This is a genomic window from Brevundimonas sp. UBA7534 (assembly GCF_002479325.1).
Classification (GTDB): Bacteria; Pseudomonadota; Alphaproteobacteria; order Caulobacterales; family Caulobacteraceae; genus Brevundimonas.
On the sequence record NZ_DLMO01000106.1, the window covers coordinates 23,129 to 46,568 of the forward strand.

16 protein-coding genes are annotated in these 23,440 nt (G+C 67.8%); 10 read left to right on the forward strand and 6 right to left on the reverse strand.

Annotated elements, in window-relative coordinates; all coding sequences use genetic code 11:
- Positions 1 to 6: 6 nt before the first annotated feature.
- The 4 genes from B2U11_RS08195 to B2U11_RS08210 form a co-directional block, all read right to left on the reverse strand.
- Entirely contained in the window at positions 7 to 1,056 is a 1,050-nt protein-coding gene (locus tag B2U11_RS08195) for an enoyl-CoA hydratase/isomerase family protein (RefSeq protein ID WP_292071012.1), read from the reverse strand.
- A complete protein-coding gene (locus tag B2U11_RS08200) occupies positions 1,053 to 2,192 on the reverse strand; it encodes an isobutyryl-CoA dehydrogenase (protein ID WP_292071013.1) in 1,140 nt (379 codons plus the stop codon). The genes B2U11_RS08195 and B2U11_RS08200 overlap by 4 nt, the downstream gene beginning before the upstream one ends.
- Before the next feature lie 7 nt (positions 2,193 to 2,199).
- On the reverse strand, positions 2,200 to 3,702 hold the full coding sequence (locus B2U11_RS08205) for a CoA-acylating methylmalonate-semialdehyde dehydrogenase (protein WP_292071014.1): 1,503 nt from the start codon (positions 3,700 to 3,702) through the stop codon (positions 2,200 to 2,202).
- 84 nt (positions 3,703 to 3,786) lie between these two features.
- Positions 3,787 to 4,701: a LysR family transcriptional regulator gene (locus B2U11_RS08210; protein ID WP_292071015.1), complete on the reverse strand. Its 915-nt coding sequence runs from the start codon at positions 4,699 to 4,701 to the stop codon at positions 3,787 to 3,789.
- Positions 4,702 to 4,783: 82 nt separating this feature from the next.
- Here B2U11_RS08210 and B2U11_RS08215 point away from each other — a divergent pair, with 82 nt between their 5' ends.
- The 3 genes from B2U11_RS08215 (at position 4,784) to agaR (ending at position 8,797) form a co-directional block, all read left to right on the forward strand.
- Positions 4,784 to 6,931: a malate synthase G gene (locus B2U11_RS08215; RefSeq protein ID WP_292071016.1), complete on the forward strand. Its 2,148-nt coding sequence runs from the start codon at positions 4,784 to 4,786 to the stop codon at positions 6,929 to 6,931.
- A 51-nt stretch (positions 6,932 to 6,982) separates the two neighbouring features.
- On the forward strand, positions 6,983 to 7,897 hold the full coding sequence (locus tag B2U11_RS08220) for an HpcH/HpaI aldolase/citrate lyase family protein (RefSeq protein WP_292071017.1): 915 nt from the start codon (positions 6,983 to 6,985) through the stop codon (positions 7,895 to 7,897).
- Between the two features lie 96 nt (positions 7,898 to 7,993).
- The gene (gene agaR / locus B2U11_RS08225) at positions 7,994 to 8,797 is read left to right on the forward strand and encodes a transcriptional repressor AgaR (protein WP_292071018.1); all 804 of its coding nucleotides are present in this window, start codon (positions 7,994 to 7,996) and stop codon (positions 8,795 to 8,797) included.
- A 7-nt stretch (positions 8,798 to 8,804) separates the two neighbouring features.
- Here the strand turns inward: agaR and B2U11_RS08230 are convergent, their stop codons facing one another.
- Entirely contained in the window at positions 8,805 to 10,715 is a 1,911-nt protein-coding gene (locus tag B2U11_RS08230; protein ID WP_292071019.1) for an NPCBM/NEW2 domain-containing protein, read from the reverse strand.
- A gap of 13 nt (positions 10,716 to 10,728) precedes the next feature.
- Entirely contained in the window at positions 10,729 to 11,826 is a 1,098-nt protein-coding gene (locus B2U11_RS08235; protein WP_292071020.1) for an amidohydrolase family protein, read from the reverse strand.
- A gap of 126 nt (positions 11,827 to 11,952) precedes the next feature.
- On the opposite strand from B2U11_RS08235, the gene B2U11_RS08240 reads away from it, so the two are divergent.
- From B2U11_RS08240 to B2U11_RS08270, 7 genes are all read left to right on the forward strand, one after another.
- A complete protein-coding gene (locus tag B2U11_RS08240) occupies positions 11,953 to 14,037 on the forward strand; it encodes a glycoside hydrolase family 36 protein (protein WP_292071021.1) in 2,085 nt (694 codons plus the stop codon).
- A complete protein-coding gene (locus B2U11_RS08245) occupies positions 14,034 to 14,933 on the forward strand; it encodes an EamA family transporter (RefSeq protein WP_292071022.1) in 900 nt (299 codons plus the stop codon). The genes B2U11_RS08240 and B2U11_RS08245 overlap by 4 nt, the downstream gene beginning before the upstream one ends.
- Positions 14,934 to 15,033: 100 nt before the next feature.
- On the forward strand, positions 15,034 to 16,332 hold the full coding sequence (locus tag B2U11_RS08250) for a D-tagatose-bisphosphate aldolase, class II, non-catalytic subunit (RefSeq protein ID WP_292071023.1): 1,299 nt from the start codon (positions 15,034 to 15,036) through the stop codon (positions 16,330 to 16,332).
- Entirely contained in the window at positions 16,325 to 17,488 is a 1,164-nt protein-coding gene (locus tag B2U11_RS08255) for an SIS domain-containing protein (RefSeq protein WP_292071024.1), read from the forward strand. Before B2U11_RS08250 ends, B2U11_RS08255 begins: the two co-directional genes overlap by 8 nt.
- 26 nt (positions 17,489 to 17,514) lie before the next feature.
- Complete coding sequence (locus tag B2U11_RS08260) at positions 17,515 to 18,480, forward strand: N-acetylglucosamine kinase (protein WP_292071025.1); 966 nt, start codon at positions 17,515 to 17,517, stop codon at positions 18,478 to 18,480.
- A gap of 213 nt (positions 18,481 to 18,693) precedes the next feature.
- Positions 18,694 to 21,483: a TonB-dependent receptor gene (locus B2U11_RS08265; protein ID WP_292071026.1), complete on the forward strand. Its 2,790-nt coding sequence runs from the start codon at positions 18,694 to 18,696 to the stop codon at positions 21,481 to 21,483.
- A gap of 687 nt (positions 21,484 to 22,170) precedes the next feature.
- Positions 22,171 to 23,316, forward strand: coding sequence for an efflux RND transporter periplasmic adaptor subunit (locus B2U11_RS08270; RefSeq protein WP_292071027.1), 1,146 nt, complete (start codon positions 22,171 to 22,173; stop codon positions 23,314 to 23,316).
- Positions 23,317 to 23,440 lie beyond the last annotated feature (124 nt).

Genomic DNA, 23,440 nt, shown 5'->3' on the forward strand with positions numbered 1-23,440 from the left:
ACGCGGTCAGGCCAGCGGCGTCCATTTTTCATTTTCCGGCAGCGGCGCGAACAGCGCGTCCAGCGTCTCGTCCGTCACGCCCGACACCTCCGCCGGGGACCATTTCGGCGCATTGTCCTTGTCCACGATCACGGCGCGGACGCCTTCCTGGAAGTCGTGGGTCCGCACCACGCGCCCGCCCAGGGCGTATTCCATCGCCATGTTGTCGCCGAAGCTGTTCAGCGTCGCCCCGGTCCGCAACTGGCGCAGGGTGACCTTCAGCGACTGCGGCGACTTGGTCTTCAGCGTCGCCAGCTGCGCCATCGCCCAGTCGGAACCGTCCGCCGCCAGCGCCGCGAAAATTTCCTCGACCGTGTCGAAGGCGAACAGCCGGTCGATCGCCTCGCGATGCGACGCCAAGGGCGCGGGTCCGGCGTCGCCCGACACGCGATCGGCCACGCATTGCGGATCGGCCGGGGCCGCCAGCAGTTCGCCGGTCAGGGTCGCGACCGCGCCGCTGTCGATGAAATGAGTGTGGACGCCCAGCGCCACCGTGTCCGCCGCCTTCAGCCGCGCGCCCGTCAGCGCCAGCCAGACGCCCGTCTGCCCCGGCAGGCGCGGCAGGAACCAGCCCCCGCCCACGTCGGGAAACAGGCCGATGCCCGTTTCCGGCATGGCGTAGGTCGTCCGCTCAGTCGCGATCCGCACCTTCGCCGGCTCCGAGATGCCGACCCCGCCGCCCATGACGATGCCGTCCACGATGGCCGTGATCGGCTTTGGATAGTCGAACATCAGGTGGTTCAGCCGGTACTCGGCCAGGAAGAAGGCCTTGGCCTCCGACGCATCGCCCGCACCGCTTTCGGCGATCATGCGAATGTCGCCCCCCGCGCAAAAACCTCGCTCGCCGGCGTGGTCGATCAGGATGGAGGAGACGGCAGGGTCCGTGCGCCAGGCCAGCAGGGCTTCGGTCATCATCTCGCACATCGACCGGTTCAGCGCATGGATCGCCTTGGGCCGGTTCAGCGTCATGCGGCCGACGCCGTTCTCGATGCGGGTCAGGACTTCGGGTTCGGTCATCCTCGGGCCATCTCCCGCGCCACGATCACCCGCATGATCTCGTTGGTCCCTTCCAGGATGCGGTGGACCCGCAGATCGCGCACGATCCGCTCCAGCGGATAGTCCTTTAGATAGCCGTAGCCGCCGTGCAACTGCAGCGCCTCGTCGGCGATGTGGAAACAGGCGTCGGTGGCCAGCCGCTTGGCCATGGCGCACCATTTGGTCTTTTCCGGGTGGTCGGTGTCGATGGCCCAGGCGCCGCGCAGCACCATCAGCCGCGCCGCCTCCAGGTCCGTGGCCATGTCCGCCAGCCGGAACTGCAGCGCCTGGAACTCGCCGATCGGACGGCCGAACTGTTTGCGGGTGGCGACGTATTCCTGCGCTGTCTCCAGCGCCAGCCGCGCCCCGCCCAGCGAACAGGCGGCGATGTTCAGACGTCCGCCGTCCAGACCGGCCATCGCATAACGGAACCCCGCCCCTTCGTCGCCCAGCAGATTGGCGACCGGCACGCGGCAGTCGTCGAACTGGACAATGGCGGTAGGCTGGGCGTTCCAGCCCATCTTCCGCTCCTGCGCCCCGAACGACAGGCCGGGCGTGCCGGCTTCGACGACAATGGCGCTGACGCCTTTCGGCCCCTCGGCGCCCGTGCGGACCATGACGACATAGACGTCCGACGTGCCAGCGCCGGAGATGAAGGCCTTCGACCCGTTCAGCACATAGTGGTCGCCGTCGCGCACGGCCGCGGTCCGCAGCGCCGCCGCATCCGATCCCGAGCCCGGCTCGGTCAGGCAATAGGAAGCGATCTTCTCCATCCCGACCAGCGACGGCACGAACCGTACGCGCAGATCGTCCGACCCGAACCGGTCGATCATCCACGTCGCCATGTTGTGGATCGAGATGAAGGCCGCCGTCGCCACGTCGCCGCGCGACAGCTCCTCGAAGATCACCGCCGCCTCGACCCGGCCCAGGGCCATGCCGCCATGCTCCTCGCCGGTGTAGATGCCGCAGAAGCCCATCTCGGCCGCCCGTTTCATCACCTTGACGGGGAAATGCTTGTCCTCGTCCCAGCGGGCCGAATGGGGCGCCAGTTCGGCCTCGGCGAAGGCGCGGGCGGCGTCCTGAATGGCGCGCTGATCGTCGTTGAGAGCGAAATCCATGACCGCCTCAGCGCATCGTCGGAATGACGAACGAACTGTCCGAATGCTCCAGCGCCGAGTCCGGCCAGCGGGCCGTCACGGTCTTGGTCTTGGTCCAGAAGCGGACGCCCTCCATGCCGTGCTGGTTGATGTCGCCGAAGGCCGACCGCTTCCAGCCGCCGAAGGTGTGATAGGCGACCGGCACCGGGATCGGCACGTTTATCCCGACCATGCCGACGTTGACCCGGGCGGCGAAGTCGCGCGCCGCGCGGCCATTTTGAGTGAAGATGGCGACACCGTTGCCGTACTGGTGGTTCGACGGCAGGGCCAGCGCCTCCTCGAACGTCTCGGCGCGCACGATCTGTAGCACCGGTCCGAAGATTTCCTCCTGGTAGGACGACATCTCGGGCTTCACATGGTCGAACAGCGACGGGCCGATGAAATAGCCCTTCTCATGGCCTTGCAGACTGAAGTCGCGACCATCGACGACCAGTTCGGCGCCTTCCTGCACGCCCTTCTCGATCCAGCCGGCGATGCGGTCGCGGTGCTGGGCGGTGACGACGGGCCCATAATGGGCGCCCGCGTCGGTCGAGACGCCGACCCGCATCGAGGGGATTTCGGCGACCATCCGCTCGCGCAGTTCGTCCGCCGTCTTCTTCCCGACCGGGACCACCACCGGCAGGGCCATGCAGCGTTCGCCGGCCGAACCGTAGGCCGCGCCGGACAGATCCTTAATGACCTGATCCATGTCGGCGTCGGGCAGGACGATCCCGTGGTTCTTGGCGCCGCCCATCGCCTGGACCCGCTTATGGTTGGCCGCGCCCGTCTGATAGACATAGTGGGCGATGTCGGACGAGCCGACGAAGCTGACGGCGTGGATCAGCGGATGGGTCAGGATGGCGTCCACCGCCGTCTTGTCGCCGTGCACGACGTTCAGCACGCCGTTGGGCGCTCCGGCCTCCAGCATCAGTTCGGCCAGGCGCACCGGCACAGACGGATCGCGCTCGGACGGCTTCAGCACGAAGGTGTTGCCCACCGCGATGGCCACGCCGAACATCCACATCGGGATCATGGCCGGGAAGTTGAACGGGGTGATGCCCGCCACCACGCCCAGCGGTTGGCGCATCGAATAGACGTCGATGCCGGGCCCGGCGCCCTGGGTGTATTCGCCCTTCAGGGCGTGGGGGATGCCGCAGGCGAATTCGATCACCTCCAGCCCGCGCTGGATGTCGCCCTTGGAGTCGGCGATGACCTTGCCGTGCTCGCTGGACAGCAGTTCGGCCAGTTCGTCCATCCGCGCCTCGACCAGGCGCTTGAACTCAAACATCACCCGCGCGCGACGCTGGGGATTGGTGCTGGCCCAGCCGTCGAAGGCGTTCTGGGCGGCCTGCACCGCGCGATCGACCTCGGCCGTCGTGGCCAGTTGCACGCGCGCCTGCACCTCGCCGGTGTTGGGGTCGAAGACGTCGCCGAACCGGCCCGAGGCGCCCTCGAAGGCCGCGCCGTCGATGAAGTGGCGGATGTCGCGCATGGTTTCCTCCTTGTTTTGCGCGTGTCTAGCAGTCCTGTCGCCGTCAACAAAAGCTGCGCGCCAAGAAATTCGCTTCAACCTGCGTCAATCGGCCTGATCTTCCCAAGGCGGAAGATCGCCGTAGATCTCCGCAAGATAGGCGATGAAGGCGACGACCGAGGCCGGAACCAGGTCTGAGCGCGGATGAACGGCGTATAGTCCCACCGACTGTGCGCCTTCGTGATCGGGCAGCACGACCCGCAGTCGGCCCGCGGCCAGATCCTGGTGGATGTCCCAGGTGGAGCGCAGGGCGATGCCCGCGCCGGCGATGGCCAACTCGCGCACCACCTCGCTGGAGTTGGTGGCCACCCGGCTGTCGACCGTGACCGACACCGCGCCGTTCGGCCCTTGCAGCCGCCACGGAGATTGGCCCGCCGCCGCTAGAAGTCGATGGCCTGAGAGGTCTCGCAGCGTCCGGGGCTCGCCGTGTTCCGCGACATACGCGGGACTGGCGCACAGCACCCGTCGGTTGGACGCCAGCCGCACCCCGACCATCGACGCCTCCACCCGCTGGCCGATGCGGATCGCCAGGTCGTAGCGTTCTCCCACCACATCGACATAGGCGTCCGACAGATCCAGCCGCAGCGTCACCCGCGGGTGACGGTCCAGGAAACCTTTCACATAGGGCGCCACGTGCATACGCCCGAAGGAGGTGGGTGCGCTGATCCTCAGCGGCCCGGCCGCCGTCCGCGCGCCGCCCGCGACCAGGGCCTCGGCCTCCCGCGAGGCCGCCAGTATCTCCACCACCCGACGATAGAAGGCCGCTCCCGCCTCGGTCGGGCTCTGGCGGCGGGTGGTGCGGTTCAAGAGTCGGACGCCCAACCGGTCCTCCAGTCGCGCCAAGCGACGCGACGCCATCGCCGGCGACAGGCGCATCGCCCGCGCCGCGGCCGACAGGCTGCCGTGCTCCACCACGGCGGCGAACAGGGCGTATTCGTCGTCCACGGCCGATATTTGCATAATCCGCACAACAGATCACCCATCTTTGCGTCTGGTATGTGGGCGGCGGGCGCGTAGGATAATCGCGAAAGAGAGAACGCCAATGAGCATCGTCGATCGCGCCGGCCTGTCCGTCGCCGGGGAACTGGCCGCCTTCGTGGAAACCGAGGCCCTGCCCGGCCTGGGACTGAATGCGGAAACCTTCTGGCGCGTGTTCGCCGACCTGCTGGCCCGTTTCGCGCCCGAAAACCTGGCCCTGCTGGCCGAACGCGACCGGATGCAGGCGCGGATCGACGCCTGGCACGACGCCCACCCTGGCGCCGTCGACGGCGCGACGTACAGGGATTTTCTGACCGAGATCGGCTACCTGGCCGCCGAGCCGGCGCCCTTCCGCGTCGAAAGCGAAAAGGTCGACGCCGAACTGATCGCGGCGGGACCGCAGTTGGTGGTGCCGGTGCTGAACGCCCGCTTCCTGCTGAACGCGGCCAACGCCCGCTGGGGCAGCCTGTATGACGCGCTGTACGGCACGGACGCCATCGCGCCGATCCCGGCGGCGGGCGGCGGCTACGATCCCGAACGCGGCGGCCAGGTCATCGCCTGGGCCAAGGCCTTCCTGGACCAGGCCGTTCCGCTGGCCGAAGGGTCGCACGCCGACGCATCCGGCTGGTCGGTCCGTGACGGCGCCCTGTCGCCGGCGCTGGCGGACCCGTCGGCCTTCGTCGGCTATCGCGGCGATCCCGCGGCGCCGGAGGCCGTGCTGCTGCGCCACCACGGCCTGCACATCGAACTGGTCATCGACCGCGCCCATCCGATCGGAGCGACCGATCCGGCGGGCCTGGCCGACGTGGTGCTGGAATCGGCCCTGTCCACCATCGTCGATCTGGAGGACTCGGTCGCGGCCGTGGATGCGGCCGACAAGGTCGCGGCCTATCGCAACTGGCTGGGCCTGATGAAGGGCGACCTGTCGGCCGACTTCCAGAAGGGCGGCAAGACCCTGACCCGGCGGCTGGCGGACGACCGCGCCTATGTCGCCCCGGACGGCGCATCATTCACCCTGCCCGGCCGCAGCCTGCTGTTCGTCCGCAACGTCGGCCACCTGATGACCACGCCCGCCATATGCCTGGCGGACGGGTCAGAGGCGCCCGAGGGTCTGGTCGACGCCGTCCTGACCACGCTGATCGCCAAGCACGACCTGAATGGTACGGGCCGGTTCCGCAACAGCCGCGAAGGCTCGGTCTATATCGTCAAGCCCAAGATGCACGGGCCGGCGGAGGCCGCCTTCACGAACCGGGTCTTCGACGCAGTGGAGGACCTGCTGGGCCTGGCGCGCCACACGATCAAGGTCGGGGTGATGGACGAGGAGCGCCGCACCTCCGCCAATCTGGCCGCCGTGATGGCCGAGGTCCGGGGCCGGATCGTCTTCGTCAACACCGGCTTCCTGGACCGCACAGGGGACGAGATTCACACATCCATGCGCGCGGGCCCCATGGTGCGAAAGGCCGAGATGAAGGCCTCGGCCTGGATTCAGGCCTATGAGGCCCGCAACGTCGCCATCGCCCTGGCCGCCGGCCTGGCCGGGCGTGGCCAGATCGGCAAGGGCATGTGGGCCGCGCCCGACCGCATGGCCGCCATGCTGAAGGAAAAGATCGCCCATCCCCAGGCCGGCGCAAACACCGCCTGGACGCCCAGCCCGACGGCGGCGACCCTGCATGCGGTCCACTATCATCAGGTCGACGTCGCCGCGCGCCAGCAGGAACTCACGGGCCAGGCGCCGCCGCCCCTGTCGGACCTGCTGACGATCCCGCTGGCCAAGAACACCAACTGGTCGCCGGACGAGGTCGCGCGGGAACTGGACAACAACTGCCAGGGCATCCTGGGCTATGTCGTCCGCTGGATCGACCAGGGCGTCGGCTGCTCCAAGGTGCCCGACATCGACGACGTGGGCCTGATGGAGGACCGGGCGACGCTGCGCATCTCGGCCCAACACCTGGCCAACTGGCTGATGCACGGCGTCTGCACCCCGGAGCAGGTCGATGACGCCCTGATCCGCATGGCCGCCAAGGTCGACGCCCAGAACGCCGGCGACCCCGCCTATCGCCCGATGGCGCCCGCGCCGGACGACAGCCTGGCCTTCCAGGCCGCGCGCGCCCTGATCTTCGAAGGCGCGGCCCAGCCGAACGGCTATACCGAGCCTCTGCTGCACGCCTTCCGCGCCCATGCGAAGGAACAGCAGGCGAAGGCGGAGGCGTGACCTCGTGCTAGACAGGCGGCGGAATCGTCCCGCCGCCCGAAGGCTTCGCCCATGTCCGTTCCCGTCCGTCTCAACCGCTCACAGCTTTCGGTCCCCGCCTCTTCGATGCGGTTCATCGAGAAGGCGGCAGCCAGCGATGCGGACGTTGTTTTCCTGGACTTGGAAGACTCGATCGCCGCTGGCGACAAGGCCGAGGCGCGCGCGAACGCCGCGCGCGCGCCTTCGTCATTCGACTGGGGCGCCAAGACGCTGTCGATCCGCGTCAACGCCTGGGACACCCCCTGGACCGTGCGCGATATCATCTCGGCGCTGGAGGGTGAGGGCGATCGGCTGGACCTCATCATGCTGCCCAAGGTCCATTGTCCGGCCGATGTTCACGCCCTTGAGGCCCTAATCGGCCAGGTCGAGCGCGAGCAGGGCCGGACGAAACCCGTCGGACTCGAGCTCATTATCGAGAGCGCCCAGGGCGTGGCGAACGTCGACGCCATCGCCGCCGCTTCGCCCCGCATCGAGGCGCTGCACTATGGCCCCGGCGACTACGCCGCCTCGACCGGCGCGCGCACCACCGCGATCGGCGAACAGGACCCCGCCTATCCCGGCGACCTTTGGCACTACCCGATGTCGCGCATCCTGGTCGCCGCGCGCGCCAACGGCCTGCGCGCCCTGGACGGCCCGTGGTCGCGTCACGCCGACCTCGACGGGCTCGAGACCGCCGCCCGGCGCACCGCCGCGATGGGCTTCGACGGCAAATGGGCCATCCATCCCGGCCAGATCGAGACCATCAACGCCGTCTTCACCCCGCCCCAGGACGAGATCGCCCACGCCCGCCGCATCCTGGCGGCGCTGGACGAGGCGGCGGCCCAGGGGCGGGGCGCCGCCACGCTGGAAGGCCGCATGATCGACGTCGCCTCCATCCGCCAGGCCCAGGGCCTGCTTGCCAAGGCCGACCGCATCACCGCCGCCTGATCTGCCGGCTTCATCACCAAAGCTTTCGTTTTGTAGGCAAAGTGAAAACGGCTATGTTGAATCGCGCGGCTTGGACGCCGCTTTCTGGTTGAGGAGATGCGGGTCGTGGCCGACGGTTCCCGAGTGATTTCACGCGACACGTCCGAGCGGCGGCGCGAGATCACGACCATGATCCGTGCGCGGGGCAGCGTTCAGGTCGCGGCCCTGTCGGAGATGTTCAACGTCTCCATGCAGACCATCCGCAAGGATCTGCACTATCTGGAAGAGCGCGGCGTGGCCACGCGCGCCTATGGCGGCGCGATCAGCACCGAAGTGGTCAACGCCCCGGTCGAGCCGGCGCTTGAGACAAAGCGCGCCAGCCATACCGAAGCCAAGGAAAGGGTGGGCCGCCTGGCCGCCGGCATGGTGAAGCCTGGCGAGTCCATCATGCTGGACTCGGGCACCACCACCATGCAGATCGCCCGCTTCCTGCCAGACGACGAAGACCTGACGGTCGTGACCAACGACTTCGACATCCTGTCGGTCCTGGCCCAGAAACGAAAGATCAAGATCGTCATGCTGGGAGGCGAACTGCGCCGGCGCAACATGGCCTTCTATGGCGCGCAGACGGTGGCGGCTCTGGACGACATGTCCCTGGACAAGGTTTTCCTGGGGGTCGACGGCCTGGACATCGATCGGGGCGTGACCACCCACCATGAGCCCGAGGCCCAGTTGAACCGCCGCATGGTCGAGACCGCGCGCGAGGTCATCGCCGTGACCGACGCTTCGAAGTTCGGCAAGATCTGCCTGCATCGCATCATCGGCCTGGCCGACCTGGACGCCCTGGTCACCGATGCGGACGCGCCGGCCTATATCGACGAGGCGGCGACGCGGCTGGGCTTTCACCTGCATCGGGCCTGATCAGGTCTCAGCGGCGCAAGGCCGCCTCTCCCCAGACGGCCACCAGCGGCAGGTCGCTGGTAAGGGCGTCGGAACGGGCCACAATCTCGACCAGACGGACCCCGGCGACGTCGGCGCTGAGCAAGGCGGGCGCCTGGCCGAACCGCATCGGCCCGCTTTCGGCCAGCAGCCGGCCGTCGCCATAAACGACGAAGCGGACCGCATCGCGGGTATTGCGGGTGGAATCGTCGACGCCGACCTTGGCCTGGAAGCGGGCGAAGCCGTCATTTCGGATTTCCAGGCGTGAGTTGGTCAACACGCCGACGCCGGTGTCGAAACCCTGACCGTCGATCTTCAGCGCCTCATCATAGGGGCTGGAATCGGCCCGCGCTCCGCCCCATCCCGCGTAGGTCGGCCGCTCGCCCGATCCGCGCGTCTCGCCCCAGGCGTTTCTCATTCGGTGGATCACAGGATCAGGCTCGGGCGTCACGACCCCATCCACCGCCACGTTCACGGCCCCCGGAATCTCCGACACGTAAAGGCCGTCGGTCAGGACACGCGTCCCGCTGGCGGCGAACACCAAGGTCTGGCGCGGCGCCAGTGTGAAGGCGGTTTCGCCGGTGAAGGCGCTCTCGGTCCCGTCCCACAGGTCGCGCAGCCGCACCGGGGCGTCGGGCGCGAACTTCAGCTGGGCCGCCGTCAGCGTCACCTCGGTCTCGCCGAGGCCCCGGTTGAACAGGGCCGCCGCCTTGCGGCCATCGGCCAGGGTCTTGACGATGATCTGCACATCGTCCGAGGCATAGGCGATGATCCCCTGGTGCCCACCGGGGTCCTGATTCAACGCCACGACGTCGGCGTTACCCCAGATGTCCATCAAACTCTGCGGCGCCTGGCGCAGATCGTAGCTGATCAGCAGCGGCGCGTTGATCATGGCCCACAGGCTGAAGTGCGACCGCGCCTCCGTCAGGTGGGCCTCGTCGAATTCGCCGTGGCCGATGAACAGGATGTCCGGGTCGTTCCAGGCGCCGGGCTGGGCATAGAGGGCGCGGGTCGAGGCGCTGTCGAAATTGTGCAGCATCCGGGTCCAGGTGGGGGTGATGTCGCCGCTGGTGCGCCACATGTGACCCACGTCCTTGCCCCAGGCGCGCACGTCGGCCGAGCCCCAGTTGCAGATGGCCAGGATGTAGTCGCCGTCCGGGTTATGATGCTCCAGCGCCTCGGCCACAGACTCATAGAGCCCCTTGACCGCGGCCACGTCGGTACGGGCGATCGACGCCTGGTCGATCAGGGGCGGCACGGGGGTGTAGCCCTGCGCGGCCACCAGCGGGTTGTCCGGTCCGTAGACATTCACACCGCAGGCGTCGACCTTGATGTAGTCAAAGCCCCACTCCTGGAAATACAGGCCGATGTCCTGGTCGACATGGCCCGCCAGGCCGACTTCGCGCTCGGCCGTGGAGCCCTCGGGCAGGTTCGGCGAATGCAGGTCATAGGCCTGCGAACAGGCGTTGCGGCCGATATCGGTGTAGATGCCAGCCTTCAGCCTCAGGCGGTGCAGGGCGTCGGTGAAGGGCCGAAAACTGGAAGCGCCGCCTTCGATTTGCGCCGAGGGGAAGATCGCCGTGCGGATTTCCAGCCGTCCGTCGGGCTGACGCCGTCGCAGCCACCAGCCGTCATCGATGTTGACGTATGTGTAGCCGAGGTTCGACAGGCCGCTGTCGACCATAGCCTGAGCCGCGCCCAAGACCTTGGCCTCGTCCACCTCGGTGCGAAAGGCGTTCCACGAGTTCCATCCCATCGGCGGCGTGCGCGCCTGCGCGCGTTCAGGGATCGACCAACGCCCTGTGGGCGCCAGCGGATCGGCGGCCGACAGGGCGGAAGCGGGTTGAGCGAAGGCGACCACGCCAATGGCGGCGGACGCCAGCAGAGCGCGAATGAGCATGGAACCCCCGGGGTCAGGGGCGGGAGAAGAACTCCCGCCGGGCGTTGGCGTAATAGATCTTGTCGATGACCGAACGCGGCAGGGCCAGGCCCTTCACCTCGGCGCCGATGTCCTCGACATGCTGCGTGTCGCCGGTGACCAGATAGGCCCAGTCCGAGGTCCAATAGTCGTGCGCCGCCTGCCGGAACGTCGCGGGGTCCTCGCCGGGATTAAGCGTCAGGTCCGTTCCGTACAGGATGCGGTCCTGGTACCGGATGAAGAAGTCGCGCACCTTTCGATAGTCGCGCACCGATTGGTACTGGATCTGGGCCATGCGGGCGGCGGTCTCGATGACCGCGTTGGGATGGGCGTCCAGGAATTTGGCGGCTTCGTCGACGCTCCATTCCAGGCTGGCCATGTGCGCCCCGACGAACGGCAGATCGGGGTGACGGGCGACCATGGCGTCGCGCCGGGCCATCAGGTCCTGATAACGCGGCATCTCCGGGTGGAGGTACATGTGGTATTCGGGATGGGCGCTGAAATAGAGCCGGTCGTTCCGGGTCGTCATCTGATCCAGCGGCAGCCAGCAGTTATAGGGCTCGGCCTGATGGGCGATCAGGGGAATGCCTGTCGCCGCCAGATGGTCGAAGACCGGATCGAAGCCGGCGTCGTCGATGAAGATCAGATCGCCGGCGGCGTCGCGTTCGACCATGCCGACATTCTTCCACACCTTGACGGCCACGGCGCCGCGCCGGACCTCGGCGTCGATATGGGCCTTGGTCCGATCCGCCCAGCCCGCCTCGCCGAAGCCCTGCATCGAGAAGGTCGTCGCATAGTGGAACCGCTCCGGCTCCGCCTTGGCGTAGTGGTGCGCGACCTCGGCCTGGTCGGCCAGGGAGGGAAAGGCCGGATAGTCGACGTTGATCGACAGCACTTCGAAATTGTCCGCCGTCGCCTGGTCCAGGAACGCGTCATCGGCGACGTTGACATGGACGTGGGCGTCGATCTTGCGGATCGCCGCGAAATCGGACGCGGCGTAGGTCGCGGGGAGCGTGGTTGCGCAGGCGGATAGCGCCAGGGCCGACAATCCGCTCGCCGCAAGCATCAGCGATCGGCGCGTGTTGAAGATCATGACAGCCCTCCATCCGACATTCTGTGACGAAACAGCGCATGTTTCGTTGTGCGTCTTTTTGTTTGCATGTGGAAAGAGGCCCATGCAAGGTTATTCGACGCCGATCGCCAGACGAGGGTTAAGACGATGCTGACAAGACCCCTTCTTCACCGCCGCGGCCTGCTGTCCCTGATGGGCGGAACGGTCCTTGCCACGGGTGCGATGGGCGCCGGGCGCGCCTGGGCCGGTCCAGCCGTGGCGCAGGCGGGCGACGAAATGCTGACGGTCGCATTCGATTCGTCAATGAACAGCCGGCTGATCTCGCGGCTGGGCGGTCGGACCGCCGCCCTGACCGACTTCGCGCCGTCCGAGACGGTGACCCTGGCCGACGATCGGATCATCGACCGCTTCGCCTTCGTCGATCAGGACCGCCAGGCGGTGAATGACGTCCACGGCGCGGGCGTGCGCCACACCGTGCGCGGCGTTTCGCCCGAGGGGCTGGAAAAGACCGTCGCCCTCACCTTCTACGACCGCTACCCCGGCTTTGGGCTTATGAAGGTTTCCTGGCGCGCCACCCGCGGCGAGCCGCTGGCCATCAAGAGCTGGCGCGTGGGCGGCCATACGCTGAAATCGTCGGGCGCCGGTTTCTGGTCCTGGTCCGGCTCGACCCACGAGGACCGCCGAGACTGGGTCCAGCCGGTCGGCGAAGACTTCGACCAAGCCAATTTCATGGGCATGAACGCGTCGGACTACGGCTCGGGCACGCCTGTGGCCGACGTCTGGCGGCCAGACGCGGGCCTGGCCGTCGGGCACGTCGAACTGACGCCCAAGCTGATCGCCCTGCCGATCGTGGCCACTCCCGCCGGAGCCTCGGTGGCGCTGGAAGAGGCGCGGCCGGTGACGCTGAACCCCGGCGAGACTCTGACCTCGCTGGACACCTTCGTCACGACGCACCGGCGCGACTACTACGCGACGCTGGACGCCTATCGCCGCGTGATGGCCGACCGCGGCCTGGCGGCGCCCAAGGCGCCCGATGGCTCCTACGAGGCGATCTGGTGCGCCTGGGGCTACGACCGCGACTTCACCGTCGCCGAAATCGAGGGCACCTACGCCAAGGTCCGCGACCTGGGCTTCAAGTGGGCCGTGCTGGACGACGGCTGGCAGACGAACGAGGGCGACTGGGCGCTGGATCCGCGCAAGTTCCACACCGAAGCGGACATGATCGCCTTCGCCCGCAACATCCGCGCGGCGGGGCTGAAGCCGAAGCTTTGGCTGGCCCCGCTGGCGGTCGATCCGGGCTCCGACCTGCTGCACGATCACACCGACATGCTGCTGCTGGACGAGAACGGCGCGGTGCAGGATGTCACCTGGTGGAACGCCTTCACCCTGTGCCCCGCCTATGAGCCGACGCGCGACTACACCCGCAAGCTGGTCCACAAGATCATCGGCGAATGGGGTTTCCAGGGCCTGAAACTTGACGGCCAGCACATGAATGGCGTGGCGCCCTGCTACAACCCGGCCCACAACCACGCCCGCCCGGAAGAGTCCGTCGAGAAGCTCCAGGACTTCTGGAAGATGGTCTACGACACGGCGCGCGAGGCCGATCCCGAGGCGGTGGTCGAATTCTGTCCCTGCGGCACCGCCTACGCCTTCCACAATCTGCCGTACACAAACCAGGTCCCTGCTTCGGACCCGCTGTCGTCGTGGCAGGTACGGCTGAAGGGCAAGTCGCTGAAGGCGCTGATGGGGCGCGACGCCGCCTATGCCGGCGACCACGTGGAACTGAGCGACGGCGGGAACGACTTCGCCTCGTCGGTCGGCATCGGCGCCGTCATCTCGACCAAGTTCACCTGGCCCCACGAAGGGCGCGGCAAGGATGCGAACTTCCTGCTGACGCCGGAGCGCGAGGCGCTTTGGCGCAAGTGGGCCGACATCTACAACGCGCGAATGCTGCCCAAGGGCCAGTATCTGGGCGAGCTTTACGACATCGGCTTCGACAGGCCCGAGGCCCACGCCGTGGCCAAGGGCGGTCGGCTCTATTACGCCTTCTACGCCCCGGAATGGGACGGCCCGGTCGAGCTGCGCGGCCTGGGCGAGGGCGCCTGGCGCCTGACCGATTATTTCAACGGCGTGGACCTGGGCTCCGCCAGCGCCGAGGCGCCGCGAATTCCGGCCCGGTTCGAGAAATTCCTGCTGATCGAGGCGACCCCGATGCAAGGTGACCCCGCGTGACCGATACAACCGCCTCCCCCGCTGCTGTCGCGTCGCGGCGCTGGCTGTGGTTCGCCCTGATGACGGTCGGCCTGTGGGGTGTCTGGGGCGCCTTCGCGGGCATCTCGGCCCAGCGCGGCTTTCCCGAAACCCTGGTCTATTGCGTGTGGGCGCTGACCATGATCGTGCCGGCGGTGGTGGTCATGCAGCGCGAGAAGTGGAAGCTGGACCGCGACCCGCGCTCGATCCTCTACGGCCTGCTGATCGGCCTGACGGGCGCAGGCGGGCAGATGATCCTGTTCTACGCGGTGTCGACCGGCCCGGCCTATCTGATCTTCCCGATCATCTCGCTGTCGCCGCTGGTGACGATCCTGATGTCGCTGCTGGTGTTGAGGGAACGCACGTCGCGACTGGGCGCGCTGGGCGTGGCCCTGGCGCTGATCGCCCTGCCGCTGTTCGACTTCTCGCCCCAGGGCTTTTCGTTCGCCAACGGCTCAACCTGGTTTCCGCTGGCCCTGGTCATCATGCTGTGCTGGGGCGTGCAGGCCTTCTTCATGAAGCTGGCCAACAACCGGATGAGCGCCGAGAGCATCTTCTTCTACATGATGCTGACCGGCCTGATACTGACGCCCGTCGCCTTCGCCATGACGGACTTCTCCAGGCCGATCAACTGGGGCTGGGACGGGCCGTGGCTGGCCGGCGCGATCCAGATGCTGAACGCCATCGGCGCCCTGTTCCTGGTCTATGCCTTCCGGCACGGCAAGGCGATCGTGGTCGCGCCCCTGACCAATGCGGGCGCTCCCCTGGCCACGGCCGTGATCGCCCTGATCGTGGCCGGCGTCATGCCGGGCGAGCTGAAAATGGTCGGCCTGGCCTTGGCCTTTGTGGCGGCGGCGCTGCTGGCCACCGCCGCATAGCGACCCATGAAACAACGTTTGTAAGTTTCGGTTTCATTGTTTTGATTGCGCTTCGGTCCGAGTCGGCTAGGCTGAGCCGGCTACCGAAAGGATTTCGCTCATGAAGGCGATGCTCGATCTCGTCGCCCGGCACAAGACCGGACAAGCCTGCGGCATCTATTCCGTCTGTTCGGCCCATCCGCTGGTCATCGAGGCGGCCTGCGTCCATGCGCTGCAAGGCGGCGTCGAGGTGCTGCTGGTCGAGGCGACCTGCAACCAGGTCAACCAGGACGGCGGCTACACCGGCATGACGCCGGCCGATTTCCGCGACTTCGTCCACGCCATCGCCGCGAAGGTCGGCCTGCCCGTCGAACGGGTCTTGCTGGGTGGCGATCACCTGGGCCCCAATCCCTGGACGGATCTGCCCGCCGAGGCGGCGATGAAGAAGGCCGAAGTGCTGATCGAACAGTATGTGGCGGCGGGTTTCCGCAAGATCCACGCGGACTGCTCCATGTCGTGCGCCGACGATCCGACGCCCCTGCCCGAGGCGACGATCGCCCGCCGCGCCGCGCGCCTGATCGCGGTCGCCGAGGCCGCCCAGGCCCGCGTCGGCGGCGAGCCGTGCGTCTATGTGATCGGCACCGAAGTGCCCGTGCCGGGCGGCGCCGCCGAGGACCTGCCCGAACTGGAGCCGACGACGCCCGAGGCCGCGCTGGCCACCCTGGAAGCGCACCGCGCCCTCTTCGCTGAGGAAGGTCTGTCGGACGCCTGGCCCCGCGTCATCGCCATCGTGGTCCAGCCCGGCGTGGAGTTCGATCACCACAAGGTCATCGACTACGACCGCGCCAAGGCCGCCGCGCTGAGCCATGCAATGGACGGCCAGCCCCACGTCGTCTTCGAGGCTCATTCGACGGACTATCAGACGCCCCGGGCGCTGAAGGCCCTGGTCGAGGACCACTTCGCCATCCTGAAGGTCGGGCCGGGCGTGACCTTCGCCCTGCGCGAGGCGCTGTGGGCGCTGGACGCCATCGAGCGCGAATGGCTGGGCGAGGACCGGGCGTCCGGCTTCCGCGAGACCGCCATCGCGCGGATGCAGGCCGAGCCGAAGAACTGGGCCAAATATTATCATGCGGCCGGCGAGGCGCTGCGTTTCGACCTGCAGTACAGCCTGTCTGACCGCATCCGCTACTACTGGCCGGACCCGCAGATCGCGGCGGCTCAGACGCGGATGTTCGCCAATCTGACCGACAATCCGCCGCCGATGGCGCTGGTCAGCCAGCATCTGCCGCAGGCCCATGCCATCCTGCGCGACGCCGGCCGCCCGTTCGCCCCCGCTGACCTCGTGATCGCCCATGTCGGCGTCACGCTAGAGACCTATCGCGCGGCCTGTACGCCGCAACCGGAGCCCGCCCATGTCTGAGACCGTTCACCTGGGGCTGGCCGAGAGCGAGTTGGAACGGCTGGGCGGTCTGTGGACCGCGCGCGAGATCGCCCAGCAGCCCGCCATGCTGCGCGAGACGCAGGATCTGCTGATGCGGCGCCGCGCCGAGATCGAGGCCTTCCTGACGCCGTTGGTCGCCCAGCCGAACCTGCGCGTCATCCTGACCGGCGCTGGCACCTCCGCCTTCGCCGGCGAATGCCTGGCCCCGGTGCTGTCCCGGCGCCTGGGGCGTCGGGTCGAGGCCATCGCCACCACCGACCTGGTCTGCGCGCCCCACCTCTACTTCGAGGCCGACACCCCGACGCTGCTGGTTTCCTTCGGCCGTTCCGGGAACAGCCCCGAAAGCGTGGCGGCCATCGAACTGGCGGACCGGCTGGTCAAGTCGCCGAGCCATCTGGTCATCACCTGCAACGCCGACGGCGCCCTGGCCAGATACGGCAAGGGGCCGCGCGGCTTTACGGTGCAGCTGCCCGAGGCCACCCACGATCGCAGCTTCGCGATGACGTCCAGCTTCTCGTGCATGACCTATGCCGCGCTGGCGGTGTTCAGCGGCATCGCGTCGATGGAGAGCCGCATCGACGGCATCGCCCGCGCCACCGAAGCGGTGATCGCGCAGTACGCCGCGGTCATGAAGGCGGCCGCGGACGCGGGCTATCAGCGCGTCGTCTATCTGGGCAGCGCCATCTTCAAGGGCCTGGCGCGCGAGGCCGGGCTGAAGCTGCTGGAACTGACCAACGGCGACCTGGTGACCATGTTCGATTCGCCGCTGGGCTTTCGTCACGGCCCCAAGACCATCGTCAACGACCGGACCCTGATCGTCGTCTTCTTCTCCAACAACGCCTACACCCGCAGCTACGATGGGGACCTGCTGGAGGAACTGCGCCGGGACAACGACGCCGCGCGCGTGATCGCCGTCACCGCCCAGGACGGGGTGGGCCTGCCCGAACGGGACGAGGTGCGCGTGCCGGGCCTGGCGGTGGCCGAGGACGTCGACCTGCTGTTCGCCTATATCGTCGCGCCGCAAATCCTGGCCTTCTTCGAATCCCTGCGCCGGGGCCTGACCCCGGACAATCCGAACACCTCCGGCACCGTCAATCGCGTGGTGCAGGGCGTGCGTATCCACGAGTTGAGCTGAGGGCGGCCGGCGTGGGATCAGGGGGCATGGACCGGACGGGCGGATACTATCTCGGTGTCGACGGCGGGGGCACCAAGACGGCCTTCGTGCTGATGGACCGCGACGGGCGCGAGCGCGCCCGCCACGAAGGCGGCTCCAGCTATCATGTCGAGATCGGCGTCGAACGCCTGCACCTGGTGCTGCAGGAAGGCGTACGCGCGGTTCTGGAACAGGCCAAGGCCTCGGCCGACGAGGTTCGATTCGCCTTCTTCGGCCTGCCCGCCCACGGGGAGGATTCGCAGGTCCAGCCGGTTCTGGACGTGATCCCAGAGGCTCTGCTGGGCCACCATCGCTACGCCTGCGGCAACGACATGATCTGCGGCTGGGCCGGATCGCTGGGCGGCGAGGACGGCATCAACATCGTCGCCGGCACCGGCTCGATCGGTTATGGCGAGCGCCAGGGCCTGGCGGCGCGCGGCGGCGGCTGGGGCGAGGTCTTTTCGGACGAGGGCTCGGCCTACTGGATCGCCGCCCAGGGCCTGAACGCCTTTTCCCGCATGGCCGACGGCCGACTGCCGACGGGGCCTCTCCACGCCTTGCTGAGGCGCGAGTTCGCACTGGCCAGCGACCTGGATCTGTGCGGGCGCATCTACGCCAAGGACACGCCGCAGCGCGACCGGATCGCCGCACTGTCGCGCCTGGTGGCCCAGGCGGCGATCGAGGGCGATCACGCCGCCCGGCGCATCTTCGATCAGGCCGGCCGAGAGTTGGCCGAGATCGTGGACGGCATACGCCGCCGACTGGCCTATCCGCCGGGAGAGCGCGTCGCCCTGTCGTACTCCGGCGGGGTGTTCCAGAGCGGCGACTTGATCCTTGAGCCGTTCCGCCGGGGCCTCGCCGCCTGTTCGCCGGACTACGAGATCATCGCGCCACGGTGCAGCCCGGCGACCGGCGCCGCGCTTTACGCCGCCCGTCTGGCTGGCGAGACCCTGCCCGTCACAGCCGCAGCCTGATTTTCGCAGGCGAGCCATGGCCTGACGGCAATGCTTCCAACCAATACGAAAGTTTCGTTACGTATCTATTTGACAGTTTCGCGAAACCGTAGTTCCTTTTTGTAGCGTTTTCCTGGCGGCAACCAAAGCGTCGGATCAGCCAGGCGACCTTCGTCGATCATGCGAGCAAAGGGGATCGCAATGTCACGTCGTCCATCTCTCCGTACGGCCTGTATGGCCGGCGTCGGCATCGCCGCCTTGTTCGCCGCGGGGGCGGCGCAGGCGCAGTCCGCGGAAACCGAAGCGATAGAACCGGCATCCGCCGACGCCCAGACGGTCGAGGAAATCGTCGTCGTCGGCACGCGCGCCAGCATCGCCCGCGCCGTGGGACTGAAGCGGGAGTCGGGCACGGTCCAGGATTCCATCAGCGCGCTGGAACTTGGCATGTTTCCCGACGACAACGTGGCCGACTCCCTCAGCCACATCACCGGCGTCTCGATCTCACGCACGGCGGGAGGCGAAGGCCAGAGCGTCAGCGTGCGCGGCCTGGGTCCGGAATACACGCTGTCGACCTTCAACGGCCGCATCCTGGCCACCGACGGCGCGGGGCGCGACTTCGCCTATGACGTCCTGCCGTCCGACGTCATATCGGGCGCCGACGTCATCAAGGGCGCCGAGGCGGCCAACACCGAAGGCGCCATCGGCGGCCTGATCAACCTGCGCTCGGCCAGCCCTTTCGATCAGCGCGGTCAGCACGGCATCATCCGTGTCGAGGGCGACCGCAACCTGATGTCCGAACTGGACGGGACCAAGCTGTCGGGCGTGTACAGCAACACCTTCCTCAATGACACCTTCGGTGTGATCCTGGGCGTGGTGGCTGAACGTCGCGACGACCGCACGGACATCGCGGGCAACGACGGCGGCTGGACCCGCAACCCCGATCCCACGGACGAAAGCTGGCTGTGGGGCAACGCCTGGGGCGGAAACATCGACCCGAACGGCAACGGCGAGTTGGATCCGGAAGAATACGGCCTGATCGGACCGGGCCAGTTCCGCGTCGGCTCCATCTTGGAAACCAAGAAGCGCAACGCCTACACGGCCAAGCTGGAATGGCGCCCCACCGACACCTTCCGCCTGGTGGTCGACGGCCTGAAGACCAAGCTGGATTCCCCGCAGGTCGGCTATCAGCAGTCCTTCTATCCGCTGTACGCGCCCGGCCGCTGGTCGAACATGGTGATCACCGACGGCATCGTCACCAGTTTCGACATGGACAATCCCGATCCGGAGATGCGGCTGAATCCGGAACTGCTGAACCAGACCTCCTACCGCGTGGTCGAGACCGAACTGTACGGCGTCAACGCCGAATGGCAGGTCACCGACAGCCTGACCGTGACCGGCGACGTCTATCGCTCGACGTCCAGCCGTCACTCGGGCGGACAGGACAGCTATGTCGTGTTGCGGATGAACCAGCCCAACACCGCCCACATCGAACTGACGGGCGATTACGTGCCCAATGTCGTGGTGGACTTCGATGACGGACGGGATCTGGCGACCGGGTTGGCCAATGGGGCCTTCGGCGACGCCGACTTCAACACCCACTACTTCTCGCTGGCGGGCGACAACATCGACGACGAGATCACGGGCGCCGCATTCAGCGGACGCTGGGCGGCCCAGCGCGGTTGGCTCGACAATGTGCAGTTCGGCGTCAACTACACCGACCGCAAGAAGTCGCGCGACCTGATCAACAACGCCCTCACCGGCGGCGCCGACTACTATTCCGGCGACTATGCGATCAACGTCGGCGCCCTGGGCGGCGGCGTCATCTCCAACAGCTTCGCCCTGCCCAACTTCATGAGCGAGGTCAGCGGAAACTTCCCCCGCACCTTCCTGGCCTTTGACATCGCCTCTTATCAGGCCGCCCTGCAGGCCTACGACGGCACGCCTCGCCCGGGCGGCGGCGTCTACAGCTACGCCGACGCCGCGCCGGTGTGGAACCCGCTGCAAAGCTATCGCGTGACCGAGGAGACCTGGGCCGGCTACGTCCAGGCCAACCTGCGCGCCGATCGCTGGAGCGGCAACGTCGGCGTCCGCGTCGTCCAGACCAACACCAGCGCCCAGGCGTGGGACGCCAAGATTCTGGAGATCATCGAGAACGGTGCCTTCAACTATACGGCCGTCTATGACGATCCGACATCGGTGACCCAGGACAACGACTACACCTATGTCCTGCCGTCGATTAACCTGAACTATCGCATCACAGACGAACTTCGCCTGCGCCTTGGCGCGGCCAAGACCATGGCCCGGCCGTCGGTCGAGACCCTGGCGCCCACCAACACCACCGAGAGCGTCTCCTGGGGCGAGTTCACCCAGATCTACGGCGGCAACGCGGACCTCAAGCCCTATTCGGCCACCCAGTACGACGCTTCGCTGGAATACTATTTCCGGCCCAACTCGATCTTCAACGTCGCAGTGTTCAAAAAGGACATCAAGGACCAGATCACTTCGAGCTGGGAGCCTGGCCAGGACATCGGCGTTCCGGGCTACCTCTTCAACATCAGCCGGCCGATCAACGGCGATACGGCCGAAGTGCACGGCGTCGAGGTGGGCCTGCAGCACTTCCTGGACAACGGCCTGGGCGTGCGCGCGCAATACACTCGCAACTGGTCCAAGAGCTATGTCGGCGACCAGGAACGCCCGTTGGAAGGCATCGCGCCGTCGGTCTATTCGCTGGGCCTGTTCTATGAGCGCGGTCCGCTGTCGATGAGCGTGTCGGGCGACCACACCGACGGCTTCACCACGGCGATCAACGTGCTGGGTGAAGGCTACAATGAGGAAGCCGACCCGATCACCTGGGTCACGGCCCATGTCTCCTACAAGGTCACCGACAGCATCGACATCTCGCTGGAGGGCCAGAACCTTCTGGACGAGGCCAACACCTATTCCATCAACGGCAACCCGCTGCTGCCGCAGGGCTATTACCGCTACGGCGCATCCTACAAGCTGGGCGTCAGCTACCGGTTCTGACGCCGACGCGCCACTCTGCTAAGCCTCGATGCGACGCCTGGATAACGCTGGCGCGTCGCATCGGGGTTCGCCGACCACGACGCCTTCCTTGACCAGGCATGAGCATCGCCAGGCCGAAGGAGACACCGGTATGCCGGGCGAGCCTGAGCCTGGGCCGCGGCAACTCTTCCATGCGACCCTATTGGTGAACGAGCGGACGCTAGCGACTTTAAGCTCCATCACTGCTAGATGTCCGGCATGCCGAAGCGCCTGCGGCACATGATCGAAAGAGCTGGCCTGATGTGTGGGCTGCTTTTGGCGCTGATGTTCGCCGCCCCCGCAGCAGAGGCGCACGTGTGCGTGGACGCCGCCTGCTCCGTGGTCGTGGAGGAGTCCGTTCGCGCGGCCGCAGACGCTGGGCCGCCGTGCGCAGATTGCGGCGCGCCATGCTCGAATGGCTGCTGCCACGCTCAGCACGTCGCCACACCCCCGGATGTTTTGATGCTGCAGGTGGCGCCGGTCCTGCCTGCGCCGCTGTTGTGGAGCCACTCCACTGCGCCCCCTCTGGCGGACGCAGCCGGCCCGCGCCGCCCTCCTCGCGCCTGATCCTCGCCGGGTCTCCTGACCCGGCCTCCCCCGCTCGCGTCGCCCGTTTTCGGGCGCGCGCCCTGCTGTTCGGACCGGTCCTGCGCCGGTCGAGGATCAATCATGAATTTGCAAAGACACTGGCTGATGACCGGCGCCGCCGTCATCGCCGCCTTGGGTGTTGGCTTCGGCGCCGCCCAACTGATGAAGCCCTCAGCCGCCTTCCCGGAGGCCGACCCCGAAGAGGGCCATGAAGAGGCAAGGGGCGCCGTCGTCGCCCTGACGCCCGATAAGGCTGCGGCGGCCGGTGTCTCCGTCGTCGGCCTGCAACGCGGCGGCGGCGCCGAGCTGAAACTGCCCGGCCGGGTCGTCTTCGCGCCGGGGGCAGAGGCCGCCGTCGATGCGCCGCTGGCCGGCGCGGTGACGCGGGTCCACGTGGGCCTGGGCGACCAGGTTGCGGCCGGATCGCCGCTAGTCACCCTGCGCAGTCCCGACGGCGCCGCCTCCCGCGCCGAGGCCGACGCCGCTTCGGCCCAGGTCGACGCCGCGCGCGCCGCCGAGCGCCGCGACCGCACCCTGTTCGAACAGGGCTGGGTCTCGCAGGCGCGGCTCGACGTCACGGCCGCCGAGGCGCGCAGGGCCGAGGCCGACCTGCGCGCCGCTCGCGCCCGCGTCGGCGCTTATGGCGCGCCCGGCTCGAACGGCCTGACCGTGGTCCGCAGCCCCATAGCCGGCGTCGTCACACGCATCAGCGCCGCGCCCGGCCAGGTGCTGCACGAGGAGGTCCTGCAGGTCGCCGCTGTGTCCGATCCCAGCCGCGTCGAACTGGTTTTCGAGGCCCCGCCGGCCGCCGCCGCCCTGCTTAGGGTCGGCGACACGCTGGAAAGCTCCATCGCTGGCGCCAACGCCGTCTCGGGCGTCGTCGTCGCTATCGCCCCGGCTAATGAGGCGGGCGTGGTCATCGTCCGTGCGCGTCCGACCGGCGTCGTGCCGCCCGCCGGCTCGGTCGTCTCGGCTCGCGTCACCGCCGGTGCGGGCGCGGGCGCCATCGTCGTGCCGCTGGACGCCGTCCAGACGCTGGAGGGGGTCGCGTCGGTCTTCGTCGTTGAGGCCGATGGCTTCCGCGCCCGCCCTGTCGTCACCGGACGGACCCTGGACGGCCGCATCGAAATCGTTTCGGGCCTGACTGGGTCCGAACGCATCGCCGGAGCCGGCGCCTTCTTGCTCAAGGCCGAACTGGCCAAGGGCGAAGTGGAGCATGGACACTGATCATGCTCGACCGCATCATCGGCGCCGCCGTGCGCTTCCGCTGGCTGGTCGTCGGACTGGCCCTGATCCTGAGCATCCTGGGCGCGCGCGAGCTATTGCGACTGCCCATCGACGCCGTGCCGGA